This window comes from Alkalisalibacterium limincola (genome assembly GCF_008017755.1).
In the GTDB taxonomy this organism is placed as follows: domain Bacteria; phylum Pseudomonadota; class Gammaproteobacteria; order Xanthomonadales; family Xanthomonadaceae; genus Alkalisalibacterium; species Alkalisalibacterium limincola.
Window position 1 is genome coordinate 254766 of sequence record NZ_VRTS01000003.1, and the last position, 26335, is coordinate 281100.

At 67.4% G+C, this 26335-nt stretch carries 18 protein-coding genes and 2 pseudogenes; 10 read left to right on the forward strand and 10 right to left on the reverse strand.

What is annotated here, in order from left to right; genetic code table 11:
- Positions 1-13: 13 nt before the first annotated feature.
- Both FU658_RS06255 and FU658_RS06260 read right to left on the reverse strand, forming a co-directional pair.
- The gene (locus tag FU658_RS06255; protein ID WP_147891298.1) at positions 14-2383 is read right to left on the reverse strand and encodes a phosphoketolase family protein; all 2370 of its coding nucleotides are present in this window, start codon (positions 2381-2383) and stop codon (positions 14-16) included.
- Entirely contained in the window at positions 2380-3504 is a 1125-nt protein-coding gene (locus tag FU658_RS06260; protein WP_147891299.1) for an acetate/propionate family kinase, read from the reverse strand. The genes FU658_RS06255 and FU658_RS06260 overlap by 4 nt, the downstream gene beginning before the upstream one ends.
- A gap of 109 nt (positions 3505-3613) precedes the next feature.
- On the opposite strand from FU658_RS06260, the gene FU658_RS06265 reads away from it, so the two are divergent.
- Positions 3614-3994 (forward strand): hypothetical protein, encoded by a 381-nt coding sequence (locus FU658_RS06265; RefSeq protein WP_147891300.1) that lies wholly within the window; start codon positions 3614-3616, stop codon positions 3992-3994.
- A 1464-nt stretch (positions 3995-5458) separates the two neighbouring features.
- On the opposite strand, the gene FU658_RS06270 is transcribed toward FU658_RS06265, so the two are convergent.
- The 3 genes from FU658_RS06270 to FU658_RS06280 form a co-directional block, all read right to left on the reverse strand.
- Positions 5459-5755, reverse strand: a complete 297-nt coding sequence (locus tag FU658_RS06270; protein ID WP_147891301.1) for a hypothetical protein — start codon at positions 5753-5755, stop codon at positions 5459-5461.
- Positions 5756-5852: 97 nt separating this feature from the next.
- The gene (locus FU658_RS15980; protein WP_147891302.1) at positions 5853-6296 is read right to left on the reverse strand and encodes a CopL family metal-binding regulatory protein; all 444 of its coding nucleotides are present in this window, start codon (positions 6294-6296) and stop codon (positions 5853-5855) included.
- Between the two features lie 186 nt (positions 6297-6482).
- Positions 6483-8063, reverse strand: a complete 1581-nt coding sequence (locus FU658_RS06280) for an amino acid adenylation domain-containing protein (protein WP_187265954.1) — start codon at positions 8061-8063, stop codon at positions 6483-6485.
- 498 nt (positions 8064-8561) lie between these two features.
- On the opposite strand from FU658_RS06280, the pseudogene FU658_RS06285 reads away from it, so the two are divergent.
- Positions 8562-9436 (forward strand): annotated as a pseudogene (locus FU658_RS06285) (Mu transposase domain-containing protein); the annotation flags it as partial.
- Positions 9437-9473: 37 nt separating this feature from the next.
- Positions 9474-10243, forward strand: a pseudogene (gene istB / locus FU658_RS06290) (IS21-like element helper ATPase IstB).
- Between the two features lie 442 nt (positions 10244-10685).
- Here the strand turns inward: istB and FU658_RS06295 are convergent.
- Complete coding sequence (locus tag FU658_RS06295) at positions 10686-11843, reverse strand: ScyD/ScyE family protein (protein ID WP_147891304.1); 1158 nt, start codon at positions 11841-11843, stop codon at positions 10686-10688.
- A 680-nt stretch (positions 11844-12523) separates the two neighbouring features.
- Between FU658_RS06295 and FU658_RS14710 the strand changes: the two genes are divergently transcribed.
- The 5 genes from FU658_RS14710 (at position 12524) to FU658_RS06315 (ending at position 17340) form a co-directional block, all read left to right on the forward strand.
- Positions 12524-13498, forward strand: a complete 975-nt coding sequence (locus tag FU658_RS14710; protein WP_222708364.1) for a ShlB/FhaC/HecB family hemolysin secretion/activation protein — start codon at positions 12524-12526, stop codon at positions 13496-13498.
- A complete protein-coding gene (locus FU658_RS14715) occupies positions 13453-14196 on the forward strand; it encodes a BamA/TamA family outer membrane protein (protein ID WP_222708365.1) in 744 nt (247 codons plus the stop codon). Before FU658_RS14710 ends, FU658_RS14715 begins: the two co-directional genes overlap by 46 nt.
- Positions 14197-14246: 50 nt before the next feature.
- A complete protein-coding gene (locus FU658_RS06305) occupies positions 14247-16364 on the forward strand; it encodes a two-partner secretion domain-containing protein (protein ID WP_222708366.1) in 2118 nt (705 codons plus the stop codon).
- A 4-nt stretch (positions 16365-16368) separates the two neighbouring features.
- Positions 16369-17007, forward strand: a complete 639-nt coding sequence (locus FU658_RS06310; RefSeq protein ID WP_222708367.1) for a L,D-transpeptidase — start codon at positions 16369-16371, stop codon at positions 17005-17007.
- Between the two features lie 90 nt (positions 17008-17097).
- Positions 17098-17340: a hypothetical protein gene (locus tag FU658_RS06315; protein WP_147891306.1), complete on the forward strand. Its 243-nt coding sequence runs from the start codon at positions 17098-17100 to the stop codon at positions 17338-17340.
- Positions 17341-17361: 21 nt separating this feature from the next.
- Here FU658_RS06315 and FU658_RS06320 read toward each other — a convergent pair whose 3' ends face one another.
- Positions 17362-18993, reverse strand: a complete 1632-nt coding sequence (locus FU658_RS06320) for a GGDEF domain-containing protein (protein WP_187265957.1) — start codon at positions 18991-18993, stop codon at positions 17362-17364.
- Between the two features lie 228 nt (positions 18994-19221).
- Between FU658_RS06320 and fabA the strand changes: the two genes are divergently transcribed.
- Both fabA and fabB read left to right on the forward strand, forming a co-directional pair.
- Positions 19222-19731, forward strand: a complete 510-nt coding sequence (gene fabA, locus FU658_RS06325; protein ID WP_147891308.1) for a 3-hydroxyacyl-[acyl-carrier-protein] dehydratase FabA — start codon at positions 19222-19224, stop codon at positions 19729-19731.
- 2 nt (positions 19732-19733) lie between these two features.
- Positions 19734-20948, forward strand: coding sequence for a beta-ketoacyl-ACP synthase I (gene fabB / locus FU658_RS06330; protein WP_222708368.1), 1215 nt, complete (start codon positions 19734-19736; stop codon positions 20946-20948).
- A 20-nt stretch (positions 20949-20968) separates the two neighbouring features.
- Here fabB and FU658_RS06335 read toward each other — a convergent pair whose 3' ends face one another.
- From FU658_RS06335 to FU658_RS15985, 3 genes are all read right to left on the reverse strand, one after another.
- Positions 20969-23449 carry a TIGR00730 family Rossman fold protein gene (locus tag FU658_RS06335; RefSeq protein WP_147891309.1) on the reverse strand — a complete coding sequence of 827 codons (2481 nt, stop codon included), beginning with the start codon at positions 23447-23449 and terminating at the stop codon, positions 20969-20971.
- A gap of 258 nt (positions 23450-23707) precedes the next feature.
- On the reverse strand, positions 23708-25036 hold the full coding sequence (locus FU658_RS06340) for a TolC family protein (protein WP_147891310.1): 1329 nt from the start codon (positions 25034-25036) through the stop codon (positions 23708-23710).
- The gene (locus FU658_RS15985) at positions 25033-26334 is read right to left on the reverse strand and encodes an efflux RND transporter permease subunit (protein WP_425477588.1); all 1302 of its coding nucleotides are present in this window, start codon (positions 26332-26334) and stop codon (positions 25033-25035) included. The genes FU658_RS06340 and FU658_RS15985 overlap by 4 nt, the downstream gene beginning before the upstream one ends.
- Between the last annotated feature and the right edge of the window lies 1 nt (position 26335).

A 26335-nucleotide genomic window follows, 5' to 3' on the forward strand; every position in this document is an offset into this window, starting at 1 on the left:
CCGGTCCGGCGAGTCAATGCGGCCAGGTCCACTCGCGGATCGCGGCCTTGTCCACGCCGTACTCGTGCGCGTGGCGGCGGCAGTCGATCTGCTCGTCACGCAGCTTCTCCTTGACGTGGGCCCCGGTGGCGGCCAGCTGCGGCACCCGGTTGATGGCTTCGATGGCGAGGCTGAACCGATCGATGTTGTTCTCGATCGCGAGCTCCATCGGGGTGTTGATGCCCCCGCGCTCCTTGTACCCCCGGACGTGAAGGTTGCCGTGGTTGGTCCGACGATAGGCGAGCCGGTGGATCAGCCACGGGTAGCCGTGGAAGTTGAAGATGATCGTCTTGTCGCGCGTGAACAGCGAGTCGAAGTCGGCATCATCGAGCCCGTGGGGGTGCTCCTCGCGTGGCGTCATCCGGAACAGGTCGACCACGTTGACGAAGCGGATCTTCAGCGCCGGGAAGTGCTCCCGGAGCAGGGCGGTGGCCGCCAGCGCCTCCAGGGTGGCGATGTCGCCGCAGCCGACCATGACCAGGTCGGTTTCGCAGCCCTGGTCGTTGCTTGCCCAGTCCCAGATGCCGATGCCCTTGGTGCAGTGTCGTATCGCGGCCTCCATGTCCAGGAACTGCAGGTGGTCCTGCTTGTCGCAGACGATCACGTTGACGTTGTCATGGCTGCGCAGGCAGTGGTCTGCCGTGAACAGCAGGCAGTTGGCATCCGGTGGCAGGTAGATGCGGGCGACTTCCGGACTCTTGTTGACGACGATGTCCAGGAACCCCGGGTCCTGGTGGGTGAAGCCGTTGTGGTCCTGCCGCCAGACGGTGGACGTGATGAGCAGGTTGACCGAGGCCACCGGCGCGCGCCACGGCAGGTCCCTGCACATCGCCAGCCATTTCGCGTGCTGGTTGTACATCGAGTCGATGACATGCACGAAGGCTTCGTAGGTGGCGAAGAGGCCATGGCGGCCGGTCAGCACATAGCCCTCCAGCCAGCCTTCGAGCGTATGTTCGGAAAGGATCTCCATCACCCGGCCCTCCGGGTCCAGGTGGCCACCGTCGGCGTCCTCGGGAAGCATGCCGTCGAGCCAGAACTTCCCTGACGCCTCGTAGACCGCATCGAGCCTGTTCGAGCTGGTCTCGTCGGGCCCGAAGAGTCGGAAGTTGCCCGGATTGCGCTTCATGATGTCGCGCAGCATCTCCCCCAAGGGCCGCGTGTTCATCGCCCGCAGCGTGGCGGGGGTGCCTGCCGCCACCGCGTAGCTGCGGAAGTCGGGCATGCGCAGGTCGCGACGCAGCAGGCCACCGTTTGCATGCGGGTTGGCGCCCATGCGGCGGGTGCCGCGCGGAGACAGTTCGCGCAGGGCAGGGACGAGGCGCCCGTGGTCGTCGAACAGCTCCTCGGGTCGGTAGCTGCGTAGCCAGTCCTCCAGTGCACGCCGGTGTGCCTCGTTTCCGCGGGCATCCTTGAGTGGAACCTGGTGGGACCGCCAGGAGCCTTCGACCTTGTGCCCGTCGACCTCCTTGGGCCCGGTCCATCCCTTGGGCGAGCGCAACACGATCATCGGCCAGGTCGGTCGCGTCACTTCGTCCGTCTGCCGGGCCTGCTGCTGAATCGCACGGATCCGTGACAGGCAGTGGTCCATCGCCTCGGCCATCTGCCGATGCATATCCATCGGCTCGCTGCCCGACACCATGATGGGTTCCCAGCCATAGCCACGCAGCAGGCTGACCAGCTCTGTTTCCGGTATGCGCGCCAGCACCGTGGGGTTGTTGATCTTGTAGCCGTTGAGGTGCAGCACCGGCAGCACGGCGCCGTCGCGCTTCGGGCTCAGGAACTTGTTCGAATGCCAGGCGGTGGCCAGCGGTCCGGTTTCCGCCTCCCCATCGCCGACCACGGCGACCACCAGCAGGTCGGGATTGTCGAAGGCCGCGCCAAAGGCGTGCGAAAGGCTGTAGCCCAGCTCGCCACCCTCGTGGATGGAGCCGGGCAGCTCCGGCGTGCAGTGGCTGCCGAAGCCTCCCGGGAAGGAGAACTGCTGGAACAGGAGCCGCATGCCTTCCTCGTCCTCGCCCTTGTCGGGATAGGTCTCGGAGTACGCGCCTTCCAGGTACACCGGCCCAAGCACGCCCGGCGCGCCGTGTCCGGGGCCGGCAATGAAGATCGCATCGACATCGTGATCGCGAATCAGGCGGTTGGTGTGCACGTAGACGAACGACAGCCCGGGGCTGGAACCCCAGTGCCCCAGCAGGCGCTGCTTGATGTGTTCAGGCTCGAGCGGTCCACGCAGCAGGGGATTGTCCTGCAGGTAGATCATGCCCACGGCGAGGTAGTTGCAGGCGCGCCAGTAGGCGTCCAGCGCGTCCAGCTCCTGCTCGTCGATCGATGTGCCGTTGCTCATTGCTGCTCTCCTTGCCGATCCATCATCAGGCGCCACTGGCGTACCATTTCCTCTTCTTCATTGGCACGCATCGCCAGCACCGTAACGGCCGAGGAGGGTGCGCTGACACGCACGACGTCCTCGACCGACGCATCGTTGCTGGCCGGGTCCAGGACGACTCCGAACGGCGCCAGCGTGGCGCAGGCCTCTTCGCGCAGGGAGGCATCGTTCTCGCCCACGCCCCCGGTGAACACCAGGGCGTCGACCCGACCGAGCACCGCGATGAGGCCGCCGATGCAACGCCGCAGGCGATGGACGTACACAGACAGCGCGAGTCGCGCTGCCGGGTCCCCAGTGCGCGCCGATTCCCGGACCCGACGCATGTCGGCGTGCCCGCAAAGGCCAAGCAGGCCGCTTCGCCGGTTCAGGAGGTCGTCCAGCCCTCCGGCATCGAACTCCCCGGACCTCAGGAGATGCACGATCGCGCCGGGATCCAGGTCACCGCAGCGCGTTCCCATCACCAGACCCTCCGTGGGCGTCATGCCCATCGACGTGTCCACGCTTCGCCCCCCGGAAATCGCGCAGGCACTGGCCCCGAAGCCCAGGTGCAGGCTGATGATGTTCAGCTGCTCCGGCGACCTGTCCATCGCCTGGGCAGTGCGCCGGGCGACGGCGGCGTGGGATATGCCGTGGAAACCGTAGCGACGCACTCCGTGGTTTTGGGCAAGCGAGGAGGGCAGTGCGTACGTGGCCGCCTCGGCGGGAATCGTATGGTGGAACGCGGTGTCGAAAACCGCGGCCTGCGACGCCCCGGGCATGCGGCTCTGGCATGCATCCATGAGTGCGAGACTGATGGGGTTGTGCAGCGGGGCAAGCGGCGCGAGGCGGGCGATCTGCGCGCGGACCTCCGGCGTCACCAGCACAGGCTGCCGGAACAGCGCACCGCCGTGCACCACCCGATGGACGACCCATGCCGGTGGATCGAGGCCAGCGTCGGCAAGCGTCTGCTCCAGGGCCGTAGTGGCTGATTCCGGCACATGCCAGTCCACCGGCACGCTGGTCGCCTCGAGCCGTGGGTATCCATCGTCGGAAAACCAGCAGGACTTCAGGGAAGAGCTGCCGGGGTTGAGGACCAGGAGCACGGGGGCAGTCCCTAGGACGGCGGCGGGGACGGAACAGCCATACGGACTTCAGGCTAGCATGGCCGCTGCGTTCTACCCGGACCGGTTCGTGGCCCAAAAGGAGTGAACCATGCGTTCTCGTGTTTGCATCAGCTGGTCGGCCGTACTCGTGGTTCTCGTGGGATGCGCGTTCGAGCGCGGCAATGCCCAGTGGCCTTCGATTGGCCGGGTGGCAACGATCGATGGCGTGGTGACGAGCTACGACAGGGATCCCTGGATGGTCGATGGCGACGGCATCATGATGGTGGATTCATCTGCGCACGGCCGCGTCACCGTACTGGTTCCGGCAAGGATCAATCTCTGCCAGGCCCGGGGAATGGACGTGGCGACGTCGGCAGAGCCCGGCGACCGATTGCGGGTGACCGGCGAGGTGGTCGGCCACGCACGCATCAGTGCATGCAGGTCCACGGAGCACGAGGTGGCTCGGCTCGTGGTTGACGCCATAAGGTGACCCCACCGTAAGGTATTGAATAAAGGGCCTCGGGGCGGAGTGCGCGTTTCGCTAGTTGGCTGTGCGTGCGTCAACAAGACGCCCCAAATTTCGTGAAAGCGCCAAGTCTCACCCCAACTTTTGTCAAAGCGGCAACAGGACGCCCGATATTCCTGTGAGGCGCCAAAGCGCCGCCTCATATTTCATCGAAGCGCCAACAAGTCGCCCCAATTTCGGCGAAGGTTAGGTCTCAGGAGGATCCGGCAGGCCATGTGCTGCCCCAATCTCACTTAGATTTCTTGCAGAGTTTGGGTTTGGAGGAGCGGGGGCGTCGAGCTGGGCGAGAGATTCGACGTACCGGGTCGTCAAATGGGGCCAATTCGCACTGTTCGTTGAGACTCATCGGAACCCAATGCAGGTGAAGCTCCACAATCCGTCCTGCATCGAGCTTCAGCAGACAATAGGGCCAACTGAGAGATGGGGCGGGCCCCTCTCGCAGCTTGCCGTTCGGGGATCGCGAGTGAGACGCGAGTACTCGAATCGCGCCTTCCCAAAGGCCCCGCGCCAAGATTCGTCGGATCACTAAGACACAGCATCCAACATCGTCGCTGTTCAGCAGGCGCTTGCTTCTCCTCACGTCCGGGGCCATCGGAGGGAGGAGTGGACTGATGTTTGCTGCGTGATCTGGAACCAGCCAAACCACCAGCCTGCCGACCAGGGCCAACGCGGGACTGGGGATTGCCGTCAAGTTCATCCAGGGCGGGGATGCATCTCCGTTATTGCTAAAAGGTGGGATCACCCGAGAGGGTTTCAGATGCCTCACTAGGCTAGATGAGGCGTCTGGAGCCTGAGCGGCGAGAACAGCAGCTTCCCAAACCCGAAACAGCGGATTCGCTGTCTCCAACGACAGCCGTCCGAACGGCAAGGGCTTGTCGCTTGCAAGCTGCGTGAGCGTAAATACATCGGCTTCATCAAATCTGAGCGGCCGTCGGGGAGCTTTGATTCTGCGGTGTGTCATCCCGAGTGGCCTGCGAGATTCGTCAGCATCGAATCCTGAAGAACCGATAAGGCAGTCCAGTGTGGCATCGGCTGGACAACGGCCATCAGGGCTCAACACCGTCCAAGTTGCTCGATGCGAACAAGCACGAATCCAATCCCCGAGGCCAACCCGAAGCACATCTCCCGCAGGAAACTCCTTCTGCCGGACGCTGGCTCGGCCATGGGAGAAGAAGTCGTGGGTACACCTGCAAACGCCGATATCATCAGACCCAGGAAAGTTTGGGTGCAGGTCGGACTTGCAACGGGGGCAAGCACTAAGAAGACGAACTCGATGCCATGGACATCGCTTGATGTGCGGAAGCTGATGAATCGAGGAGTGGTATCCAAAACGAGCGCATTCCGGGCACAGCGACAGGGGTCGAGCAGCCGGGTCCCATGTACCGGGTAGCTGGACCGGAAGCCACGCCTCTTCAGGCCAGTAGCGAGTCAACTGCGGACGAACGCTTCAGCCGCTCCTATGCCAAGCCTTGACCATGCGATCTTCAGGTCGGGATTTCCGGCAAGCGCAAGGCTCACTGCGTGTTCGCGTTCCAGTGGCAGCATCAGCAGGGCCTGACGCTGCTCCGCAGTTGAAGCCTCGTTTTCGCTAGCAGCTGGACCTATTGGCACTGCCGCCAGCTCCAGGGCCTGCTCGCCAGCGCGTTGGGGAGAGAAACTGGCGCAGGCGACCAGCGCCGGCAGCAACGCGGCCAGGCCCAAGGCCCGGTATAGGGGTTTGGTCATTGGTGACTCCGAAAATCGGGTGGCGGCCCTCGGTAGGGCCAGGCATGGCGCGCAAGTGGGCGGGTTGCACTACCCGCGCGGCGCGCCGTCCACGGAGTCAGGCGATCGGTGGCCTAAGGGGACTGCCAAACGGCCGGGCACGCGTTGCACCGGCCGGGCCAGGCCACAACGCTGGAGAAGCGATCCATCCAGCAGGGCTGGCGCTGCTCAAAGGAAGCGCGGTGCCGCACGCCATCGCGCAGCTGCAGCCTTGGCAGCTGCCGACGTCACAACAATCGCCGCACGCTTCGCCGGCGCCCCCCAGGCGCTCAGTCCGTTCATGGCAGTCGGGCAAACCGGCAACTTGATCGGCTCCCGCGGCTGCCGCTGGACCTTTCACGTGCGCGTGCGCAGCAGGAGCCCAGCCGCTAAACGCCAGTGCGAGCAACAGCAGCAGACGGATCAAATTGGCGGACAACGCGGGCATTTTCGGAGTATAGGCCGCTGCTTCTCGCCGCGCGAACTCGAGGGGTGCCGCCGAGTCGAGGATTGGGCGGCCCATTCAGGAACGCGTGGAAGCGACAAGAGGCATGGATAAATCTGCTCGTCCGCCCGGAGGGCCTCTTGTCCTCGCACTTGGCCGACCACAAAGATTGAACCTAACGGTCGCTTCTGGCGGCAGGGTGCCGAGGCTGGGATCGGTTGTCGCCCGTGGGCAGGCGCGGGGAGCGCGCGAGCAGCCTCGCGCTCATGACTCCGCCGAATCGAGCTTCCCGTCCTGCTGCGGCGCACGCTCCAGCCAGGTGAGCCGGGGCAGCCCGATGGGGTTGGGCAGGGCGCGACGGTCGATTTTGCCGTTGGGTGTGAGCGGCAGCGCAGGCAGCACGGCCAGATGTTGTGGCCGCATGTAGGCGGGAAGCCACTGCGCGAGATGGCGGCGCATCGCCGCTATGTCCGGTTCACGCCCGAAGGCCGGTGTCAGGTAGGCCACCAGGCGGACATCGTTCGCACCGAATTCAAGGGCGACGACGACCGCCTGGTCTACGTCGGGGTGCTCGCGGAGCCGAACTTCGATTTCACCGGGTTCCACCCTGTATCCGCGAATCTTGAGCTGGAAATCAATCCGGCCCAGGTGCTCGAGTTCGCCACGGGTGTCCCAACGCCCCAGGTCCCCTGTTCTGTAAAGTCGCGCGGTCGGGTCCGCGCCCGCGGGGTCGGGGATGAAGCGCTCGGCAGTCAACTCCGGACGCCCGAGGTAGCCCAGGGCAACGCCTGCGCCACCGATGCAGATTTCGCCCGTGTGTCCGGGTGTACAGGGCTCCAATTGCTGGTCGAGGAGCACGATGTGGGTGTTGCCCACCGGCCGGCCGACGCGGATTCCGGCTGCAGGCTCGTGGACCTTCCACAGCGTCGACCACACCGTGGTCTCCGTGGGACCGTAGAGGTTCCACACTTCGACTGCGCGGTCGAGCAGCTGTCGTGCCAAGTCCGGTGCCAGGGCTTCGCCACCCACAAGCACGCGGAAATCCGCTCGCCCTTGCCAGCCCTCGCCCATCAATCCGATCCAGGTCGGTGGCGTCGCCTGAAGGACGGTGATCTGCTCCACTTCGATAGCCTGCATGATCTCCAGCGGGTCGATGAGATCCAGAATAACGAGACGTGCACCGACCAGCAGGGGCAGGAAGAGCTCCAGCACGGCGATGTCGAAGGATAGGGTCGTCAGTGCGCCCATCGTGTCGCGTGGGGAAAGTCCCGGGTGCTGACGCATGCTCATCAGGAAATTGACCACCGAATGATGGCTCAGCACTACGCCCTTCGGACGACCGGTGGAGCCGGAGGTGTAGATCAGGTAGGCCGGTTCCCGGGCACTGTCGCTGTCCGGGATCTCGGGTGGCATCGCCAGCGCCATTCCACCGTGATCCTTCACCGTGGAGGGGTCCAGCAGTGGCGTGCCCCCGGCCCAGGGGACCTGGCTTGCGGTCGTGATCAGCAGGTCCAGCGACGCGTCCTCGGCGATCATGGCCAGGCGCGCCTCGGGAAACAGCGGGTCCATGGGCACGTAGCAGGCGCCGGCGCGCAGGACCGCAAGGGGTGCGGCCAGCATCCAGAATTCGCGTTCCAGGCAGATGCCGACCCGACAGCCAGGTCCAATCCCGCGCGCTCGCAGCATAGACGCTAGCGCCTCGACCGCCTGGCGCAGCTGCCGGCCATCATGGCGATCGGGACCGCAGATGATTTCCTGGTCAGGGGAAAGGTGGCGCAGGATGAAGTCATCAAGCCGCAGTTCACGCGGTACGGGCAGTGTCGGGCCACTCACCGACGCCGCCAACCAGCGTTCGCTCTGGCCAGGCGCCCTCGGGCCGGGTTCGGAATCGACGTCGAAAACACCCATCACGCATCTGCCCTGCCAAGCTCTGGTAACTTGCTGGAACGCGCGTGCGGACGGGCAGAGGACAACGGTTACTTGCCCAAGATTCAGCGAGAGCCATAGTCAGCTATGGGGCCGCTCAGGTTGGATGGGGACAATTGTCAGTCGGGCGCAAAGCGCTTGCCTTGCCGAACGTCCCCCTATGGCCGGCAGCCAAAGTGACGACCGACGGCCCGGCTCGACCCGAAGCATCGGTAATCGGGCGGACTGACTCTCGGTCGAGCTCGCCCTAAGGCCAGAAAGCCCGGCCTTGGGTTAGGAGAAGTGAAATGACCGACTACACAGGCTTGGATGTCTCGGGGTGCTCCGTGTCGATCTGCATCATCGACATTCCCTAAACCCTTGTGGTGGCGACGGCATCCGTGAGGCAGAATCCACACACTGGCCGTTCCGGGGCCGGGCCGGGCGCGCAAGGTGAACACCCGGTTCCTGGCGATGGCGACGCACTATCTGTTCGAGCCGGACTTTTGCAACGTGGCGTCGGGCTGGGAGAAGGGCCGGGTCGAGAAGGCGGTACTGGATGGCCGGCGGCGGATCTGGCAGCGGGCGCAGGAAGAGCGCTGGAGCAGCTTCGCCGAGCTCAACGTGTGGCTGGCGACCCAGTGCACGCAGGGCTGGTCGGCGCCGCATCCGGACTGTCGGGACATGAGCATCGCCGAGGCGCGGGCCTTGGAACTGCCGGAGCTCATGCCGGTGCCGGCGGCGTTCGACGGCTACGTCGAGGCCGATGCCCGGGTGTCGAGCACCTGCCTGGTGACGGTGGCCCGCAACCGCTATTCCGTGCCGTGCGCCCTGGCCGGGCACCGGGTGGTGGTGCACCTGTACCCCGAGCGGGTGGCCGTGGTGGCGAACCGCGCCGTGGTGGCTGAGCACGCTCGGATCCTTGACCGGGACCGGGTGGTCTACGACTGGCGGCACTACGTACCGCTGATCGAACGCAAGCCCGGCGCGCTACGCAACGGGGCGCGTTCGCCGACTTGCCTGAGGCGTTGCTGCAACTGAGCCGGCACTTGCTGCGCCGGGCCGGCGGCGACCGGGTGATGGCCCAGGTGCTGGCGGCGGTGCCGCGGTTTGGCCTGGAGGCGGTGCTGGTGGCGGTGGAACTGGCGCTGGAATCGGGCCGGCCCAGCGGCGAGCACGTATTGAACCTGCTGGCGCGGCTGCACGAAGGCCCCCCACCGGATCGTGTGGAGACGGCGCTGACCGTGACCACCGCCCCGCTGGCTGACACAGCCCGCTACGACCACCTGCGTGCGGAGGTGGCCCGTGAGTGAGCTGATCGCGGCATTCAAGGCCTTGCGGCTGCACGGCATGGCCGGCGGCTATGCCGAGTTGCTGGACAATGGCGGCCCCGACGTGGCCGCGCCGAGTGGATCGTGCGGCATCTGCTGGAAGCGGAGACGACCGACCGCGCCTTGCGGTCAGTGCGCTACCAGATGCACGCGGCCCGATTCCCGCTGCACCGGGACCTGGCGGGGTTCGAGTTTGAACAGTCCAAGGTCGACCGGCGTCAGATCGAGCAGTTTGCGACCTTGGCGTTTACTGAGCGGGCCGAGAATATCGTTCTGATCGGCGGCACCGGAACCGGCAAGACCCACTTGGCCACGGCGCTTGGCGTGGAGGCAGTGGGCCGGCACGGCAAGCGCGTGCGGTTCTTCAGCACGATCGAGCTGGTGAACGCCCTGGAGCAGGAGAAGGCGGCCGGCAAGGCCGGCCGCCTGGCCAACCAGCTGCTGAATCTGGACATGGTGATCCTGGACGAGCTGGGCTACTTGCCCTTCAGCCAGGCCGGCGGAGCGCTGCTGTTCCACCTGCTATCCAAGCTTTACGAACACACCAGCGTGGTCATCACCACCAATCTGCTGTTCGCCGAGTGGGCGAACGTATTCATCGACGCCAAGATGACCACGGCGCTGCTGGACCGGTTGACCCACCACTGCCACATCGTCGAGACCGGCAACGACTCCTACCGGTTCCGGCACAGCAGCCGGACGGTCAAGGCCAAGATCCGGGCCCGGGAGCAGGCCCGGACACAACAGGCGAAGGAGGATGCCGAGCCGGCTACCGAAAGCGGCGGCTGAGGCTACACTGCGAACAACCCCGGGGCTGGACTCCCCCGGTCCATGCCCTGGTCAATTTTCATCGCGCAGGGCTGGTCAATATTGGACGCGCCTTAACAGCCTCGCCGAAAGATGAGGCGACTTGTCGACCGCGCGCAAAAATTGGGGTGGGTTGTTGGCACTGAAAACGGGCGAGTGTTGACACTTGCGGGTGTAACTTGTTGACGTCAAACACCGACCAATCCGATCCCGGTCGGTGTCACTAGCTGGAACGCGCGTGTAGACGGGCAGCGGACAACGTTACGTGCCCCAGACCCAACGAGAGCCATCGCCGGCTATGGGGCCGATCAGGTTGGATGGGGACACTAGTCGGTCGGGCGCCGAGTTGCTGGTCTTGGCGAACGCCCCCCTACGGCTGGCAGCCGGCGCCGGATTGACTCCGACGCCGGGACAGTCGCGTCTATTACCAATCTATTCGGCGAACAGTCGGTGCGAACACGTTGTCCAGCAGCCAGAGGTTGTCGTTCCTGTCGAAAGTAATGGCGCCCGGTAGAAACAGGCTGCCGTCGCCGCCGACAATGATTTCGCAGCTGTTTTCGGCAACGTTGCAGCGCTTGACGCTTCCACCCACCACGGGAATCCCGAGATCGGGGGCCACCGCGGCAAGGAAGCCGTTTTCCTCGAACTCGACAACGTAGAGCTGTCCACCAGGTCCGAATTCGATATCGATGATCGAATTCAGGCCAGTGACTACCTTGGCGCATTCATCCGACGGACACTTGACGTTACGCGCTTCAGGCTCGATTCGCCATACGCTGGCAAGGCCTGGCGGTGTGGGCTGGCCGAGAAAGTTCTCGCCCACGGCACCAGTGAGCTCAGCGACGTAGTAGGCTCCATCAGCCCCGACAGCAACCGCGGTCGGAACCGGTTCGACCGGACAATTGGTGTTCTCATCCAGCGGGAACTGCACCAGGGGCTCCTGGGTGTCCGGATCGACTACCGGGTCGAATGTGGCAACAACGTCGACCTTGCCCCTGCGGTTGGCATGCAGCAAGGTGTTGCCCGCCGCATCGGCAATCAGCACATCGTTGGGGGACAGGGCCGTAAGATGGTACGGATTGGTCTGCGGGCCGGCTGAGAACCCACCAGGCGGCTCGCACGCGAAGTTCTTCCAGCCGGGCTTCTGTCCCGGGGCATTGACCGGCCAGTTACCTAAAGTGAAGCTCTCGATATCTGCGGCAACACGTAGATGCTCCCTTGAACCAGGGTTCGCGCGGAACAGTGCGGCCCCCACGGCCAGGTCCAGTCCAGAGCGGGTGGCAAAGAAACTGCGATTGCCAATCGGCTCCAGCCCATTGATGAAAGTCGGCGCGATTGCACCAAAGCCGCCTTTATCCATGACAACCGGCAGTGAAATGAGGTCGCGGACACCGTTGGCGCGAATTTCCCTGACGGTATCGAAATCGGCCACCAGGATACTGCCGCTGGGAGTCGCGGCAATGTCGAATGCCGGGCCGGTAAACGTGAACGTTTCATGCGGCTGAGGTCCATTGGCCAGCGCCAGGCTGCTGAGCAGCAACAGGCCGGGTGCGATCACACGAGTTGTTGATGCAATAGTCATGAGGATCTCCGGTTTCTGGGTTGTCGTGCGGAGTGGGTACCCGGCGGCAGCCGCATTCTTCGGCGGCACGCAGGCACGCAGGCACGCAGGCACGCAGGCACACACATGTAGTGTTTTGCTCCCCGGGTACTTTTGGTCAACGGGAAGGGGTCGGCCGAGCGGACACGCCCGCCTCCTTAATAGCGCATAATGTATATTATGTAACTTACAGCATTGCGAAGCCTGAGCTGCGTTCTCAAGCCCACGCACCCCGGCCTCTTGTCGCGGATCTTCTCCCCTCGGGATCGATGGGTGTGCTGTATTCCTCCCTCCGTGTGCACACCCCACTGGAGGAACAAACGCGGGTTCATCTCGACCCCGGGCACCTCGAGGTGCCCGTCGAGCATTGGAATCAGCGACCACGTCACGGACTCGGACGTCCCGCTGTGCTGGCCGTCTCCCGGCACATGAACCGCGTCCATGGTGCCTGCACGACCTGCCTTGACCACGCCCGGAAAAAGGCGCTTATGGCTCCCACGCCTACCCGGTCTTCCATCTGCCCGGCCTTCGTCCCGACCCCTGCACCGGCAGATGACCCGGTTCCCCCCGGATAGAGGCAAGCGCCCTTCCGGGCACGAACTCCCCCGTTCCACCCGCCCACCGACCGTGGGCGCGGCACAGTCCCTCCGGGGAAGGTATCCATGACGATCCGAATGAAGCTCCTGCCCTTGGCGCTGCTTGCGTTGAGCCACACCGCCTACGCGCAACAGCCGCCGGGCGCCGGCAGCCAGTACATCCAGCTGCCCCAGCCGGTCGACCAGCCCCGCGCTGCGCCGCGACTGCTCATCGAGGAATCGACGACCGCCGTCGACCCGGGCACCGAGGGCACCCGGGTGCTGGTCAACGAGCTGCGCTTCACCGGTGCCACGGCCTTCCCGGACGCCGAGCTGCGGTCCGCTTCCGGCTTCGTGCCGGGCACGCAATCCACCCTGCCCCAGCTTCGGGCCATGGCCGAGCGGGTCACGGCCTACTACCGCGAGCGCGGCTACTTCGTGGCGAACGCCTATCTGCCGGCCCAGGACATCAGCAACCACGCCGTTACCATCGCGGTGAGCGAGGGCCGCCATGGCGACGTGATCGTTCGCAACAACAGCCGACTCTCCGACAGCCTGGTCCACGATGTCCTCGGCGACCCGGGCACCGGCGAACCGATCCTGATCGAACCGCTGGAGAGCCGCCTGCTGCGTCTGTCCGACATTCCGGGCGTCAACTTCCGCTCGACGCTTGCGCCGGGCACCGCCCCCGGCAGCAGCGACCTGATCATCGAGGTCGACCCGCATCGCCGGGTCACCGGATTCGTCGACGCCGACAATGCCGGCAACCCCTACACCGGCGAGTATCGAGTCGGCGGCCAGGTGAACCTCAACAACCTCGCCGGCCGCGGAGACGTTGCCAGCCTGCGCCTGCTGACCTCCGGGTCGGGCCTGAACTATGGCCGCGCGTCGTACCAGACGATGCTGGGACGCGCCACGCTCGGCGCCGCCTACAGCCATCTCGACTACGAACTGGGCAAGCAGTTCGCGCCGCTGGGCGCGAACGGCACCGCCAAGGTCGCCAGCCTGTTCGGGTCGTGCCGCTGGTCCGGTCGCGCCAGACCAACCTCCATGCGGGGCTGACGCTGGAACACAGGCAGTTCGAGGACCGTCTGGACCTGTTTCCGGAAGCCACCCGCCGCGCCAATGCCAACGTGGCAGGCCTTTCCTTTTACGGCGACTTCCGTGACACGCTCTTCGGCGGGGGCGACAGCCGCTTCCACATGATGCTGTCCGGCGGCCGACTGGACATCCGCTCGCCGGTTCCGCGGGCCAACGACGCAGCGACCGCCCGCACCCACGGCGACTACGGAAAGCTCTGGGTCCATGGCAGCCGCGTGCAGTACGTCACCGACACGTTCTCGATCAACACCGCCCTCACCGCGCAGCTGGCCTCGAAGAACCTCGACCCGTCGGAGAAGTTCGTGCTCGGTGGCATGGACGGCGTGCGCGCCTATCCGCAGGGCGAAGGCGTCGGCGACGAGGGCGTGGTCGCCAGCGTCGAAGGCAGGCTGCTGATGTCGCGCATGTCCGGCCACGTCCCTGGCCAGGTGCACCTGCTGGGATTCGTGGACGCCGGCCGCGTCACCGTCAACAAGAATCCGTGGGCGGCCGGCGACAACACGCGCGACCTCAGTGGCGCCGGCATCGGTGCGATGTGGAGCGAGCCCGGCAACTGGCTGGTGCGCAGCTACTACGCCCGTCCGCTGGGAAACGAGGAGTCCGTGACCGTACCCCACGAGTCCGGTCAATTCTGGATCCAGGCCGTCAAGTACTTCTGATGATCCTGCCGTACCCGCGCCGCTTCACGCGGCCAACGATGGAATCCGCAATGAACAATTCAATCGCTTCCAGCCCCACGCGCTTCGCGGTGTCCACCCTTTCCGCGGCCCTGCTCCTCGCCCTCGCCACGCCAGCGCTCGCGCAATCCACGGCGCCCACCGGCGGCCAGGTCGCCGCAGGCGAGGCCGGCATCGTCCACAGCGGCAACCAGACCACGATCACCCAGGGCAGCGACCTGGCGATCATCAACTGGCAATCCTTCAGCATCGGCGCCGACCAGACCGTCGTGTTCCAGCAGCCCGGTGCCAGCTCGATCGCGCTCAACCGCGTGGTCGGCGCCGATCCGTCGGTGATCATGGGCACGCTGACTTCCAACGGCCAGGTATTCCTGGTCAACCCCAACGGCGTGTTGTTCGGCAACGGCGCGTCGGTGAGTGTCGGCGGCCTGGTCGCCACCACGATGAACCTCGGCGACGCCGACTTCCTCGCCGGCAACCTCCGCTTCACCGACGCGGGCAGCGGCGACGTGGTCAACGAGGGCAGCCTGCAGGCCAACAACGGTGGCTATGTGGCCCTGATGGGCCGCAACGTGCGCAACGACGGGGTGATCCTGGCGCAGTTGGGCAGCGTCGCGCTGGTCGGCGGGGAAGCCGTCACGATCGACGTCGCCGGCGATGGCCTGCTCAACGTGTCGGTGACCCAGGGAGCGGTCAACGCACTGGTCGAGAACGGCGGCCTGATCCAGGCAGATGGTGGGCGCGTGCTGTTGACGGCCCAGGCAGCCGGCACCCTGCTCAACACGGTGGTCAACAACACCGGCGTGATCCAGGCGCAGACACTTGAGAACCGCGAAGGAACGATCCGGCTGCTGGCCGACGTCGCCACCGGCACGGTCAACGCTGGCGGTGTCCTCGACGCCAGTGCACCGACGGCCGGCGCCGGTGGCTTCATCGAGACCTCCGCCGCCAACGTCAACATCGGTGCCGGTCTGCTGGTGAGCACGGCCGCCGCGAACGGCAGTACCGGCACCTGGCGGATCGGCTCGCAGGACTTCACCATCGGCAGTGCCGACGGCGACAACATCGCGGGTACGACGCTTTCCGCGCAGCTGGTGACCAACAACATCACCATCGACACCACCGGTTCCGGCACGGGCAGCGGCAGCATCTTCGTCAACGACGCCGTCTCCTGGACCGCCAGCGGTGCGCCCACCACGCTGAGCCTGGTCGCCGACGGCAACGTCGAGATCAATGCCGCGATCACCGCCACCCACGGCAATCTTTCCGTGTGCTGCGGCCAGGACATCAACGTCAACGCCGCGATCACGACGACCAACGGCAGCGTGCTGCTGGCGGCCGGCCGCGACGTCAACCAGTTCGCCGACATCACCGTGACCGACGGCAACCTGGCGATGTGCGCCGCCAACGACGTCAACATCGACGGCGCCATCACCGTCACGCGCGGCACCGACGACCCCACCCGCAGCCTTGGCCTGTCCCGCGGACTGACGCTGCGTGCGGACACCGACGGCACCGGCCCGGGCGTCGAGGGAGGCACCGTGCGCTTCGCGCCACTGGCCCCGCAGGCCACGGTCACCGCGGCTCCGGTAGCCATCTTCTACAACCCGGAGTCCTACACGGCGCCGACGGACTACAGCACCCATTTCACCCTGACCGAAGGGGCGGCGCTGAGCAGCTACATGCTGGTGTTCGCCCGGGCCGTCGGCCGTGAAGCCGACGGCACCACCACCGCGATCCTCGACGGCCTCAAAGGCGATCCCAACGGGGTGAGCCTGGTTGCCGGGCCGAATGCGGTGGCCAACTACGCTTCGGCCGAAGCGGGCACCCACGGCATCACCTACAGCGGCTACACCCTGGGCGGAGCAGACGCCGGACTCTACGCACTGGCGGAGAATTGCTGCGGCCCCGTGACGGCGCACACCACCGGCACCATCGCAGCAGCGGCACCCACTCCGCCGCCGCCACCGCTGCTGCCAGCGCCGATCGTGTCGCCAGTCCTTGCACCCGCAACCCTGGTGGCGGTTTCCCAGCCGCCACCGCCCGCCACCATGCTCACGGTCGTTCCCGCCGAGGAAGAGGTGCATGAAGTCCCTGAAGCACCGCCCTACGCTGCCCCGGTACGTGCGCCCAAGCCCTACCGGAACTGATCGCATGTCCGCACCACGGGCATGGTTCCGGGGTGTCGCGCTGGCGGCTTTGTGCACCGCCTGCGCGACGGTTTGGGCAGGCAACGACATCGCCGGCCCGGACTTCGGCGACCACGAGGCGTCCACCGAGGTCAGGCAGGTGGCGCAATGGGTCGGCAGCGCCCGCGACAACGATGGGCTGCCGTTCATGCTGGTCGACAAGGTCGCTGCCCGCGTCTACGTGTTCAACGCCGTCGGCGACCTGCTGGGCATCGACTCGGCCCTGCTCGGCTCGGCGCGTGGGGACACGACCGCCCCTGGCATCGGCGACCTGCCGCTGGCGCAGATCCGCCCCGAGCACCGCACCACGCCGGCGGGCCGGTTCGTGGCCCACCTGGAGAAGGACGTCCGCGGCAGCAGCATCCTGGTGATCGACTACGAGGCCTCCATCGCCCTGCATCCGCTGGTGCCCGGCTCGCCCCACGAGCGGCGTGCCGAACGCCTGCGCAGCGACGACCCCGACGAGAAGCGGATCTCCTTCGGCTGCATCAACGTGCCGCAGGATTTCTATGAATCCGTGGTCCGGCGCGCCTTCGCCGGAACCGCGGGCGTCGTCTACATCCTTCCGGAAACGACGCCGATCAGCGACTTCCTCCGTGAGTAGATCCACGGGCTGAGCGCTGGTTTGACTTCAGTCAGCGTGGATTTTGGCGTTTCGCGTTGTCATGGATGAACGACCACCCCGGAGAACGACATGCCCCGCATCTACGACCGACGCAGTGGCCGCACGCTGGCCCATCTCGACGACGCAGAGTTCAAGCGCTTCATGACCCTGTTCGAGGAGCCGGTGCACGACGAGGAGGCAGCGACCCTCGATCCGATGGCAGTCGAACGGCTCAACGACGCCGGCGACGCGGGCACCGTCGGGCTGCTCGTCGAGCAGATCCTGGCCGGACCCGACGACATCGACATCGCCTGGGATGACTCCACGCCCTGAGGATTCGACGCAGCAGCGCTCCTACGCCAGGGCATCGTCCGTTTCGGCGGCGTTGCGGGCCGCCTCGACACGGTTGCCACCACTGCGCTTCACCGAATACATGGCCTGGTCCGCACGCTCCAGCAGGTCCGAGGCCGACTCCCCGTCACGGGCGGTGGCGATTCCGATCGAGACGCTGACCGATGCCGGTCCCCGGCCTGCGGCGTCCGCGTCCGGCCCCAGCGTCGCGATCGCGCGGCGCACGCGTTCGCCCACCACCCGAGCCTCCTGTCGCGACGTGCCGGGCAGCAGGATCACGAACTCGTCTCCACCGAGCCGTGCCAGGGCGTCGCCGCTGCGCATCTGCAGTTTCATCGCCGAGCTGACCGCCTGCAGCATGGCGTCGCCGTGGACGTGGCCCAGCGCGTCGTTGAGCTGCTTGAATCCGTCGAGGTCCGCGAACAGCAGGCTGACCGGCTCGCCACGCCCCCTCACCTGCAGCACCGTGGCCAGCTTCTCCTCGAACGCACGGCGGTTCAGCGCGCCGGTCAGGGCGTCCTGAGAGGCCTGCACGATCGCCTCGTCGCGCTGTCGCGCCATCGACGCGGCGCGGTCGGCCAGTCCCGCCGAAAGGACCAGCGCCTCGAACGCGGCCGCCACCAGGGCGGTTTCCGTCGCCAGGAACCAGCCGGGCCAGAGCCCGTAGACCTGCAGGCTTCCCGCCACGGTCAGCAGCAGCAACGGCGTCCACCCGACCAGGAAGAAGCCCGCATAGCGGGAGCCGCGACGCCAGGCGGACCACGCCACTGCCAACACCAGCGGACCCCCCAGGAGGATCAACGGGTTGGCCAGCCCGGCCGCGCCCAGCGCGGCCACCGTCCACGGCACGAACCCGAGCACCCCCAGCACCGCCACCAGGCCCACGTAGCCCCGCAGCCAGGGCATCGCCGCCGGAAGGAACCGCTTCACCTGGGCGAAGTGGATCAGGAACAGGACCGAGGTGACCAGCGACACCACCACCGCTGCCCTGCCCCACTCCCGCGGCGCCTGTGCCACCCAGCTCCACCCCAGCGGGCTGCCCGCGAAGCCGGTCTGGATCAGTTGCACCAGCGCGTAGGCCAGCAGGTAGCCGGCGTAGTAGAGGAAGGTGCGGTCACGCAGCCTCACGAAGAACACCAGGGCGATCGCGGCCATGCCCGCCAGGAACGCCAGGCAGGTGCTGACCAACGCGATCCAGGCCGCGTCATCGGCGAGCACGTCGGCCCGGCTGGCGATCTCGAAGGCGAGCCGCCCGTTCACGGCCGCCTGCTGCTGCAGCTCGAACTCGAACGGCGCGTCCGCACGGGGCACGGTTTCAAGTTCCACCGCGATGCGCCCATGTCCCAGCCAACCCACCCGCTGGACGTCGAGCAACGCGGCACCGACGGCTTCCCCAGAGCGCGGGGATACCCATTGCAGGCGTTCCATCGACGGGCTCAGCACCACCAGCATCGGTTCGCCGATCGCGCCGTCGCCACCCTCGACCCACAGCCGGATCCGGGCGGGTGCGGCCTGGCGCGGAATGCGCTCCAGGCGAGCCGGGTCGAAGCTGTTCCATTCGCGGGCTTGTGCGTCGCCCTCCAGCGCCTGCCAGGCGCCACGCAGTTCCGCCCCGTGCGCCGCCCCGCCGTGCACGGGAGCTCCCCAGGCCAGCCACGCCAGCCCGAGGACAAGCACACACAGTGAAATTCGGCGCACGTGGAACCCTGCGAAGGCGGACGCGTGGCCCATCATAGCTGCCCTCGGGCCACCGCTCCCATGCGGGAGACGGGCCACCATTCGCAGGCGAATGTATCCAATCGCGTCCTGCGGCCCGATAATGCCCAGTCCTCCCGCTGACCGGCGCCACGCCAAAGCCCTCCGATGTCCGACTCCTTTACCCGCGAACAGCTCATCGCCTCCGGCAAGGGCGAACTCTTCGGCCCCGACAGCGGCCGGCTGCCGTTGCCCCCGATGCTGATGTTCGACCGCATCACCCACATCGCCGACGAGGGTGGTGAACATGGGCAGGGCCAGGTCATCGCCGAGCTCGACATCAGCCCCGACCTGTGGTTCTTCCAGTGCCATTTCGAAGGCGACCCGGTCATGCCCGGCTGCCTGGGCCTGGACGCGATGTGGCAGCTGGTGGGCTTCTACCTGACGTGGAAGCGCCTGCCGGGCCGCGGTCGCGCGCTGGGGGTGGGCGAAGTGAAGTTCACCGGCCAGGTCCTGCCCACGGCCAGCAAGGTCACCTACATCATCGACATCAAGCGGGTCGTGGCGCGCAAGCTCAAGCTGGCGATCGCCGACGCACGCATGGAGGTCGACGGGCGCGAGATCTACCGCGCCAGCGACCTGCGCGTGGGCCTGTTCTCCGACACCTCGCAGTTCTGACCATGCGCAGGGTCGTCATTACCGGTCGCGGCATCGTCTCCTGCCTGGGCAACGACCTGGGCAGCGTCACCCGCTCGCTGCGCGAGGGCGAATCCGGCATCCGCCACGACGCGAAGTTCGAGGAAATGGGCTTGCGCAGCCATGTTTCGGGCGCACCACGGATCGAGCTGGAAGCCCGCATCGACCGCAAGCTGCGCCGCTTCATGGGCGACGCGGCGGCCTATGCCTACGTGGCGATGGCCGATGCGATCGAGGAGTCCGGCCTGCCGACCGACGTGGTGTCCAACCCGCGCACCGGCCTGCTGATGGGTTCGGGTGGCGGCTCTCCGGAACACCAGATCGAGGCGGCCGACACCCTTCGCGCCAAGGGCGTGCGGCGCGTCGGCCCCTACCAGGTCACCCGGACGATGAGCTCGACCGTCTCGGCCTGCCTGGCCACGGCGTTCGGGATCCGTGGGCTGAACTACTCCATCTCCTCCGCCTGTGCCACGTCCGCCCATTGCATTGGCGCGGCGGTGCAGCAGATCCAGTGGGGCATGCAGGACGTCATGTTCGCCGGCGGCGGCGAGGAGCTCAGCTGGGGCATGGCATCGCTGTTCGACGGCATGGGTGCCCTGTCGACCAAGCGCAACGACTCCCCTGCCCTCGCTTCGCGCGCCTACGACGCCAGCCGCGACGGCTTCGTCATCGCCGGCGGCGGTGGCGCCCTGGTGCTGGAAAGCCTCGAGCACGCACAGGCGCGCGGCGCACGCATCCTGGCCGAAGTGGTCGGCTATGGCGCCACCTCCGATGGCGTGGACATGGTCGCGCCCTCGGGTGAAGGCGCGGCTGCCTGCATGCGCCAGGCCATTGCCGGCATCGACGGCGGCATCGACTACATCAACACCCACGGCACCTCGACCCCGGTCGGCGACACCTGCGAGCTGGGTGCGCTGCGCGACGTGTTCGGCGATGCGGTGCCTCCGTTCTCCTCGACCAAGTCGCTCTCGGGCCACTCGCTGGGCGCGGCCGGCGTGCACGAGGCGATCTACTGCCTGGCGATGATGGATCACGGCTTCATCGCCGGATCGATCAATGTCGAGGATCCGGACCCGGCCGTGGCCGGCATGGACCTGGTCACGCGCTCGCGCGACGCCGAGGTTCGCACGGTGCTGTCGAACAGCTTCGGTTTCGGTGGCACCAACGCCAGCCTGGTGCTGCGCCGCTTCGAGGACTGAGCGCCCGTTCGCCTGTCGGATCAGGCGAACGAGGCCATCACCGGCCCCTGGCCTCGTGCCATCTCGACCGCCGTGCCGATCGCGTGTGCGAGCACCGGAGGCACGCCGGGGCTGTCGCTTTGCCGCGCCGCCTCCAGGATCGCCATCGCCAGCGCCGGTTTCGATCCCCGTCGCGCCGCCTGTTGCAGCGTGCGGGTCGCCGGGCTCGCCGCCGGCCGTTCCCCGCCCTCCCCGTCGACATCCAGCGCCGCCACCTGGCGGATCAGGGTCTCGTAGCCGGCATTCCACAGGCAGCGTTCGATATCGGGCTCGCGCAGCTGGCTGATGTGACGCTGCGCGGGTCGTCCTTCCAGCAGTCCTTCCGCCACGCTTCGATAGGTGTTGCCCGCGCCATCGCCGTCGCACAGCACGTGCCACTCGATGCCCAGCGCGTCGGCCATGCGCACCAGCGGACGGATGCCGCACTGGGCGAACTCCACGCAGGCCACCCCTTCGCCAGCCAGGTCGAAGCCCAGGGCCGCACTGAACTCGGGCAGGTACCAGAACTCGCTCTCGCCCTCCACCAGGAGCCAGCATCGCGCGAACAACGCGTCGCCGTGGCGTGCCCGCACGTGGTAGGTGACCTTGCGCAGTTCGTCGGGTTCCAGGCTGTCCGCCTGCAAGCGCCGCACCTGCAATGAGCCATCGCTGCGGTACAGGCGCTGCACCGCGGTGAGCGGTGCGGACGAGAGCAGCACGCCGCTCTCGGTGGCCACGACGCGCTGCAGCTCGATGGCCTCGATCAATCGCCACACCGCTGCCAGCAGGATCGGATGCAGCCCGGCCTCGGGCTGCTCCATCAACACCACCGGATCGCACCGCGCCGCATCCTCGCTCCGGTCCAGCAGTGCACCCAGCAGGAACAGCACCCCGACCAGGGCCGCGCCGCCGCCGTGCTGGGCGAGCGGCAGGGGCTCGTCGCCATCGGCGTCGCCCGTGCCGTTCGCTGGCTGGCCGCCGTTGCCCCGCAACGCCTGCGCCATCGCGCCGATCAACGCCGGCGCTGGCGCACGCACCAGGTCGACACCCCGGCCGATGCGCTGCGCCAGCTCGAATGCTGCCTGCAACCCCTCCTGCATCCCCGCCTCGCGCGGGGCGTGTGCGCCACCGGAGAGTCGCTGGTGGAATGCCTCCAGGCGCTTTCGAACCGCTTCGGGGTCGGAGGCGCGCCCGGCCCGGGCCTGGACCTGCGTCCCACGCACCAGATGGCCACCGCGCAGCAGGACGAGTGGACTGGCCTCGCGCAACGCAGCCACGGTCTCGTCGTCGAGTTCCACGGCTTCGCCGGGGCTTTCCCAGTCCAACGCCTCGGCGTGGGCATGGATCGCCCCGCTGCGGTCGCGGCGGGCCTTCAGGCGCAGGCTGATCCGACGCACTCCGCCTTCGTCGCTGCGCAGGACCTGCTTGAGCACCGGCGTGTCGAGGCATTTCCAGGAACCCGGGCCCGGCTCGACCAGTTCCAGGGTGATGGCGATCGGGCCACCCTTCCCGCCCCGGGGGCGATGGAAGTCAACCGCGCGGAAACCGGCCACCCCGCCCTCGGAGGGCAGCAGGACCAGCGCCAGCGCATCGAACAGCGTGGACTTGCCGGCCCCGTTCTCGCCAATCCACACGGCCAGCGTGTCGAACTCCAGGCGGGCTTCCCGCAGGCCGCGGAAGTTGCGGACCGACAGTCGCTTCAGGGCCATGGCACCGTCGGGTCCATGACACCGGGCTGCCGCCGGCCGGTGCACCGTTTTCACGGGCCTTGCGTGCCTCGTGGATGATTCGGGTCGCCTCCGCCGGCTCGTCGGTGATGTGCCACAGCGCGGTATCGTCGGGTGCGATGGTGTTCTCGCGCAGCGCCGACGCCTCCAGGAAGCCGCGCAGCGCGCCCAGTAGTCGGCGCCCATCGTCACCACGGGGAAGCGCTCGATGCGCCCGGTCTGCATCAGCGTCAGCGCCTCGAACGCCTCGTCGAGCGTGCCGAAGCCCCCGGGCATCAGCACGAAAGCGCACGAGTACTTCACCAGCAGCACCTTGCGTACGAAGAAGTAGTGCAGCTGCAGCTGGTGATCGAGGTAGGCGTTGGGTTTCTGCTCGTGGGGCAGTTCGATGTTGACGCCGTAGCTGGGCCCGCCACCCTCGCGGGCACCGCGGTTGGCCGCCTCCATGATGCCCGGCCCCCCGCCGGTCATGATCGCGAAGCCCGCCTGCGCCAGCTGCCGTGCCGTCTCGCGGGCCATTGCGTAGTAGCGGTGGTCCTCGGCGAAGCGGGCCGAGCCGAAGATCGTCACGCAGGGCCGGTCGATGTGCAGCGAGGCGAAGCCGCGCAGGAACTCCAGGAAGATCCGGATCGCGCTTTCGTGGTCCTCGGGACGGGTGTGCCGGCTGCTGAGGAACTCGCGCTCGGCGCCGAGCGTGGCTTCCAGCAGGCTGGGCCTGTCGCGGGGCGGATTGTCCTTGTCCATCAGCTCATCCACGCCGTGCCTCGTCGGGCATCGTGGATCACAGACTAGCAAGCGCGGCGCCTGGAACGAAAAAGGCCCGACGTCGCACCCAGGGGGAGGCGACGTCGGGCCATGTAAGTGTCCCAAGTTTGCTGAAACCAATCCTTGGTCGGCGCTCCACGCTCCTATCAACGCCTGCGCCCAAGGGACACAGCGAGCATGTGCCAATACCCGACCCCTGTCCGTCGGAGAAAAGCCGAGTCGCGTGTAGGATTTTTCCTACACGCAGCGTCAGTCTTCCTCCAGGGGGTCCACCAGCGCGGACGCGGTGGCCGCGGCCAGCGCAAGCCAGGCGTCCCACACCGACAGGCGCGCATCGATCCGCGCCGCCCGCGCCTGCAGCGCAGCCTCCTCGGCCAGGAGCGCGGGGCCGAGATCGGTGGCACCGCCCGCGTGCAGGCGTCCGGCCAGCGTCGAACGCTCGATGGCCAGCCCAGTGGCCTCCTCGACTTCCTCGAGCGCGCCGTGCCGCCCGGAAAGCACCAGCACCGAGCGCTCCACCTCCACCCCCACCTGGCGCTGCAGCAACACCTGGCGTGCCTGCGTGGCGTCGGCCCCGGCACGGGCCAGCGCCACCCGGGCGCCGGCCGCATCGAACAGCGGCACCGACACGCGCAACTCCGGTCCGAACGCGCCGGGTTCGCGCCGCACGCCCACGTCGAGTACATCGACGCCGCGTCCGAACCCTTCCAGCGCCAGTGCGGCGGCGGCACGCTCGCGTTCGGCCGATGCGGCCTCCAGCTCCGGCCGCTGCCGCTGTGCGATCTCAAGCAGCACGGCCTCGTCCAGCACCGGACTCGGTGGCCTCGGCAGCTCCCCGGGCAACACCAGCGCGGTCCCCCGCTCCAGTCCCATCGCCAGGGCCAGGTCGGCGCGCCGTTCGGCGAACTCCGCATTCGCCCGCGCCACCATCGCCCGCGCATCGGCGGCTTCGCGCTCGAGCTCGAGCAGGTCCAGGATGCCGACACGGCCGCGCGCCTGTTCGCGGTGCATCAGGTCGAGCCGCTCGCCCAGCACCGCCACCCGTTGCGACTCGATCGCCGCGCGCTCGCAAGCCGCCAGCGCCGCCAGGTGGGCGGCTTCCACTTCCCGTGCCATCGCCAGCAGCTGCCCGGCCGCCACTGCGGTGGCCTGCTCCAAGGCCGCGTCCGCCTCGGCCACCCGCCGCGGTCGCTGCAACACCGCGATCAGCGACTGCATCAGCCCGTACTCCAGCATCCAGCCACCGCCGTCGCGGCGCAGCCCCATGACCGACAGCATCGGGTTGGGCAGCAAGCCGGCCTGCCAGCGCCGCGCCGCCTCCGCGTCCAGATCCGCCAGCACCGCATGCACGCCGGGGTGGTTGGCCAGCGTCCAGGCGACGGCCCCGGCGGTGGACAGTTCGCCCTCCGGCAGCGGCCCGGGCGCGTCCAGCGGTGCCAGCCCATCGCGCCCGAAGTCGGCCCCGGCGTCGCCCAGGGTGGCGGCGATCGCCGCTTCATCCACCTTCGGCGGCGCCGTGGCGCAGCCCCCGAGCACGACCGCGAGCGCGACCATGCCGGCAATCGTGGCGTACTTCATTGGATTTCTCCGGTGTTCAGTGGCGGCTCCATGGCGCTGCGCCTGACTTCGCGCCCCAGCAACAGACGGTAGACCGCCGGGATCACGAGCAGCGACAGCAGCGCTGCAGTGATCATCCCGCCGAGCATCGGTGCGGCGATGCGCTGCATCGTCGCGGCACCGGCACCCGAGGCCAGCATGATCGGCAGCAGTCCGGCAATGATCGTGATCACCGTCATCGCCTTGGGCCGGATGCGACGCAGCGCGCCTTCGGTCAGCGCGAGCTCCAGCGACTCCATGTCGCCGAGCCCACCCCTTTCGCGGGCGCGCTTCACCGCCGAGTTCAGGTAGATCAGCATGATCACCCCGAACTCCGCGGCCACGCCAGCCAGCGCGATGAAGCCCACCGCCACTGCCACGGACCAGGCATAGCCCAGCAGCCACAGCAGCCACACGCCCCCGACCACGGCCAGGGGCAGGGTCAGCATGACGATGCCGGCCTCGATGGCCCGGCCGAAGGCCATGTAGAACAGCCCGAACACGATCACCAGCGTCAGCGGGACCGCGATCCACAGGCGCGCCTTGGCCCGCTCCATGTACACGTGGGTGCCCGCCCAGTCCCAGCTGTAGCCGGCGGGAAGCGCGGTCTCGGCCAGCACTTGCTCGGCGCGCCGGATCCAGCCGCCCATGTCGGCATCGGCCAGGTCCAGGAACACGAAGGTCGTGGGCCGCGCATCCTCGCTGCGGATCATCGGCGGCCCGTCGCTGATGCGGATGTCGGCGATGCTGCCGAGCTGCACGTGGCTTCCCGAAGGCGTCACCAGGGGAAGCTCGGCCAGCGCCTCGGGCGAATCACGCCACGACTGCGGCAGGCGCACGGCGATCGGGTAGCGTTCGCGGCCCTCGATGACCGTCGACACCGACTCGCCGCCCACCACCGAAGCCAGCAGCGACTGGATCGACCCCATGGACAGGCCATGGCGAGCCAGCGCCTGCCGGTTGGGCTCGACCTCGATGTAGCGCGCCCCGGCCACCTGCTCGGCGAAGGCCGAACGCGTGCCCTCCACGCCCTGCAGGCGCGCGGCCAGGTCGGTGGCCAACTGCGAGAGCACCGGCAGCTCCGGCCCGCTGACCTGCAGCCCCAGGGGCGTGCGGATGCCGCTGACCTGCATGTTGATGCGGTTGAGGATCGGTGGCACCCAGGCATTGGTCAGGCCGGGCACCTGCACCGCTGCATCGAGCTCCTGCACCAGCTTGTCCATCGTCATGCCGTCGCGCCATTGCGAGGGCGGGTGCAGCTGGATCACGGTCTCGATCATC

Coding starts and splice junctions, on each gene's coding strand:
- FU658_RS15980 (WP_147891302.1), bottom strand. CDS start 6,296: ATGGGCCGCCCAATCCTCGACTCGGCGGCACCCCTCGAGTTCGCGCGG.
- fabB (WP_222708368.1), top strand. CDS start 19,734: ATGCGCAGGGTCGTCATTACCGGTCGCGGCATCGTCTCCTGCCTGGGC.
- FU658_RS06295 (WP_147891304.1), bottom strand. CDS start 11,843: ATGACTATTGCATCAACAACTCGTGTGATCGCACCCGGCCTGTTGCTG.
- FU658_RS06265 (WP_147891300.1), top strand. CDS start 3,614: ATGCGTTCTCGTGTTTGCATCAGCTGGTCGGCCGTACTCGTGGTTCTC.
- FU658_RS15985 (WP_425477588.1), bottom strand. CDS start 26,334: ATGATCGAGACCGTGATCCAGCTGCACCCGCCCTCGCAATGGCGCGAC.
- FU658_RS06270 (WP_147891301.1), bottom strand. CDS start 5,755: ATGACCAAACCCCTATACCGGGCCTTGGGCCTGGCCGCGTTGCTGCCG.
- FU658_RS06255 (WP_147891298.1), bottom strand. CDS start 2,383: ATGAGCAACGGCACATCGATCGACGAGCAGGAGCTGGACGCGCTGGAC.
- FU658_RS06340 (WP_147891310.1), bottom strand. CDS start 25,036: ATGAAGTACGCCACGATTGCCGGCATGGTCGCGCTCGCGGTCGTGCTC.
- FU658_RS06305 (WP_222708366.1), top strand. CDS start 14,247: ATGAACAATTCAATCGCTTCCAGCCCCACGCGCTTCGCGGTGTCCACC.
- FU658_RS14710 (WP_222708364.1), top strand. CDS start 12,524: ATGACGATCCGAATGAAGCTCCTGCCCTTGGCGCTGCTTGCGTTGAGC.
- FU658_RS06310 (WP_222708367.1), top strand. CDS start 16,369: ATGTCCGCACCACGGGCATGGTTCCGGGGTGTCGCGCTGGCGGCTTTG.
- FU658_RS06315 (WP_147891306.1), top strand. CDS start 17,098: ATGCCCCGCATCTACGACCGACGCAGTGGCCGCACGCTGGCCCATCTC.
- fabA (WP_147891308.1), top strand. CDS start 19,222: ATGTCCGACTCCTTTACCCGCGAACAGCTCATCGCCTCCGGCAAGGGC.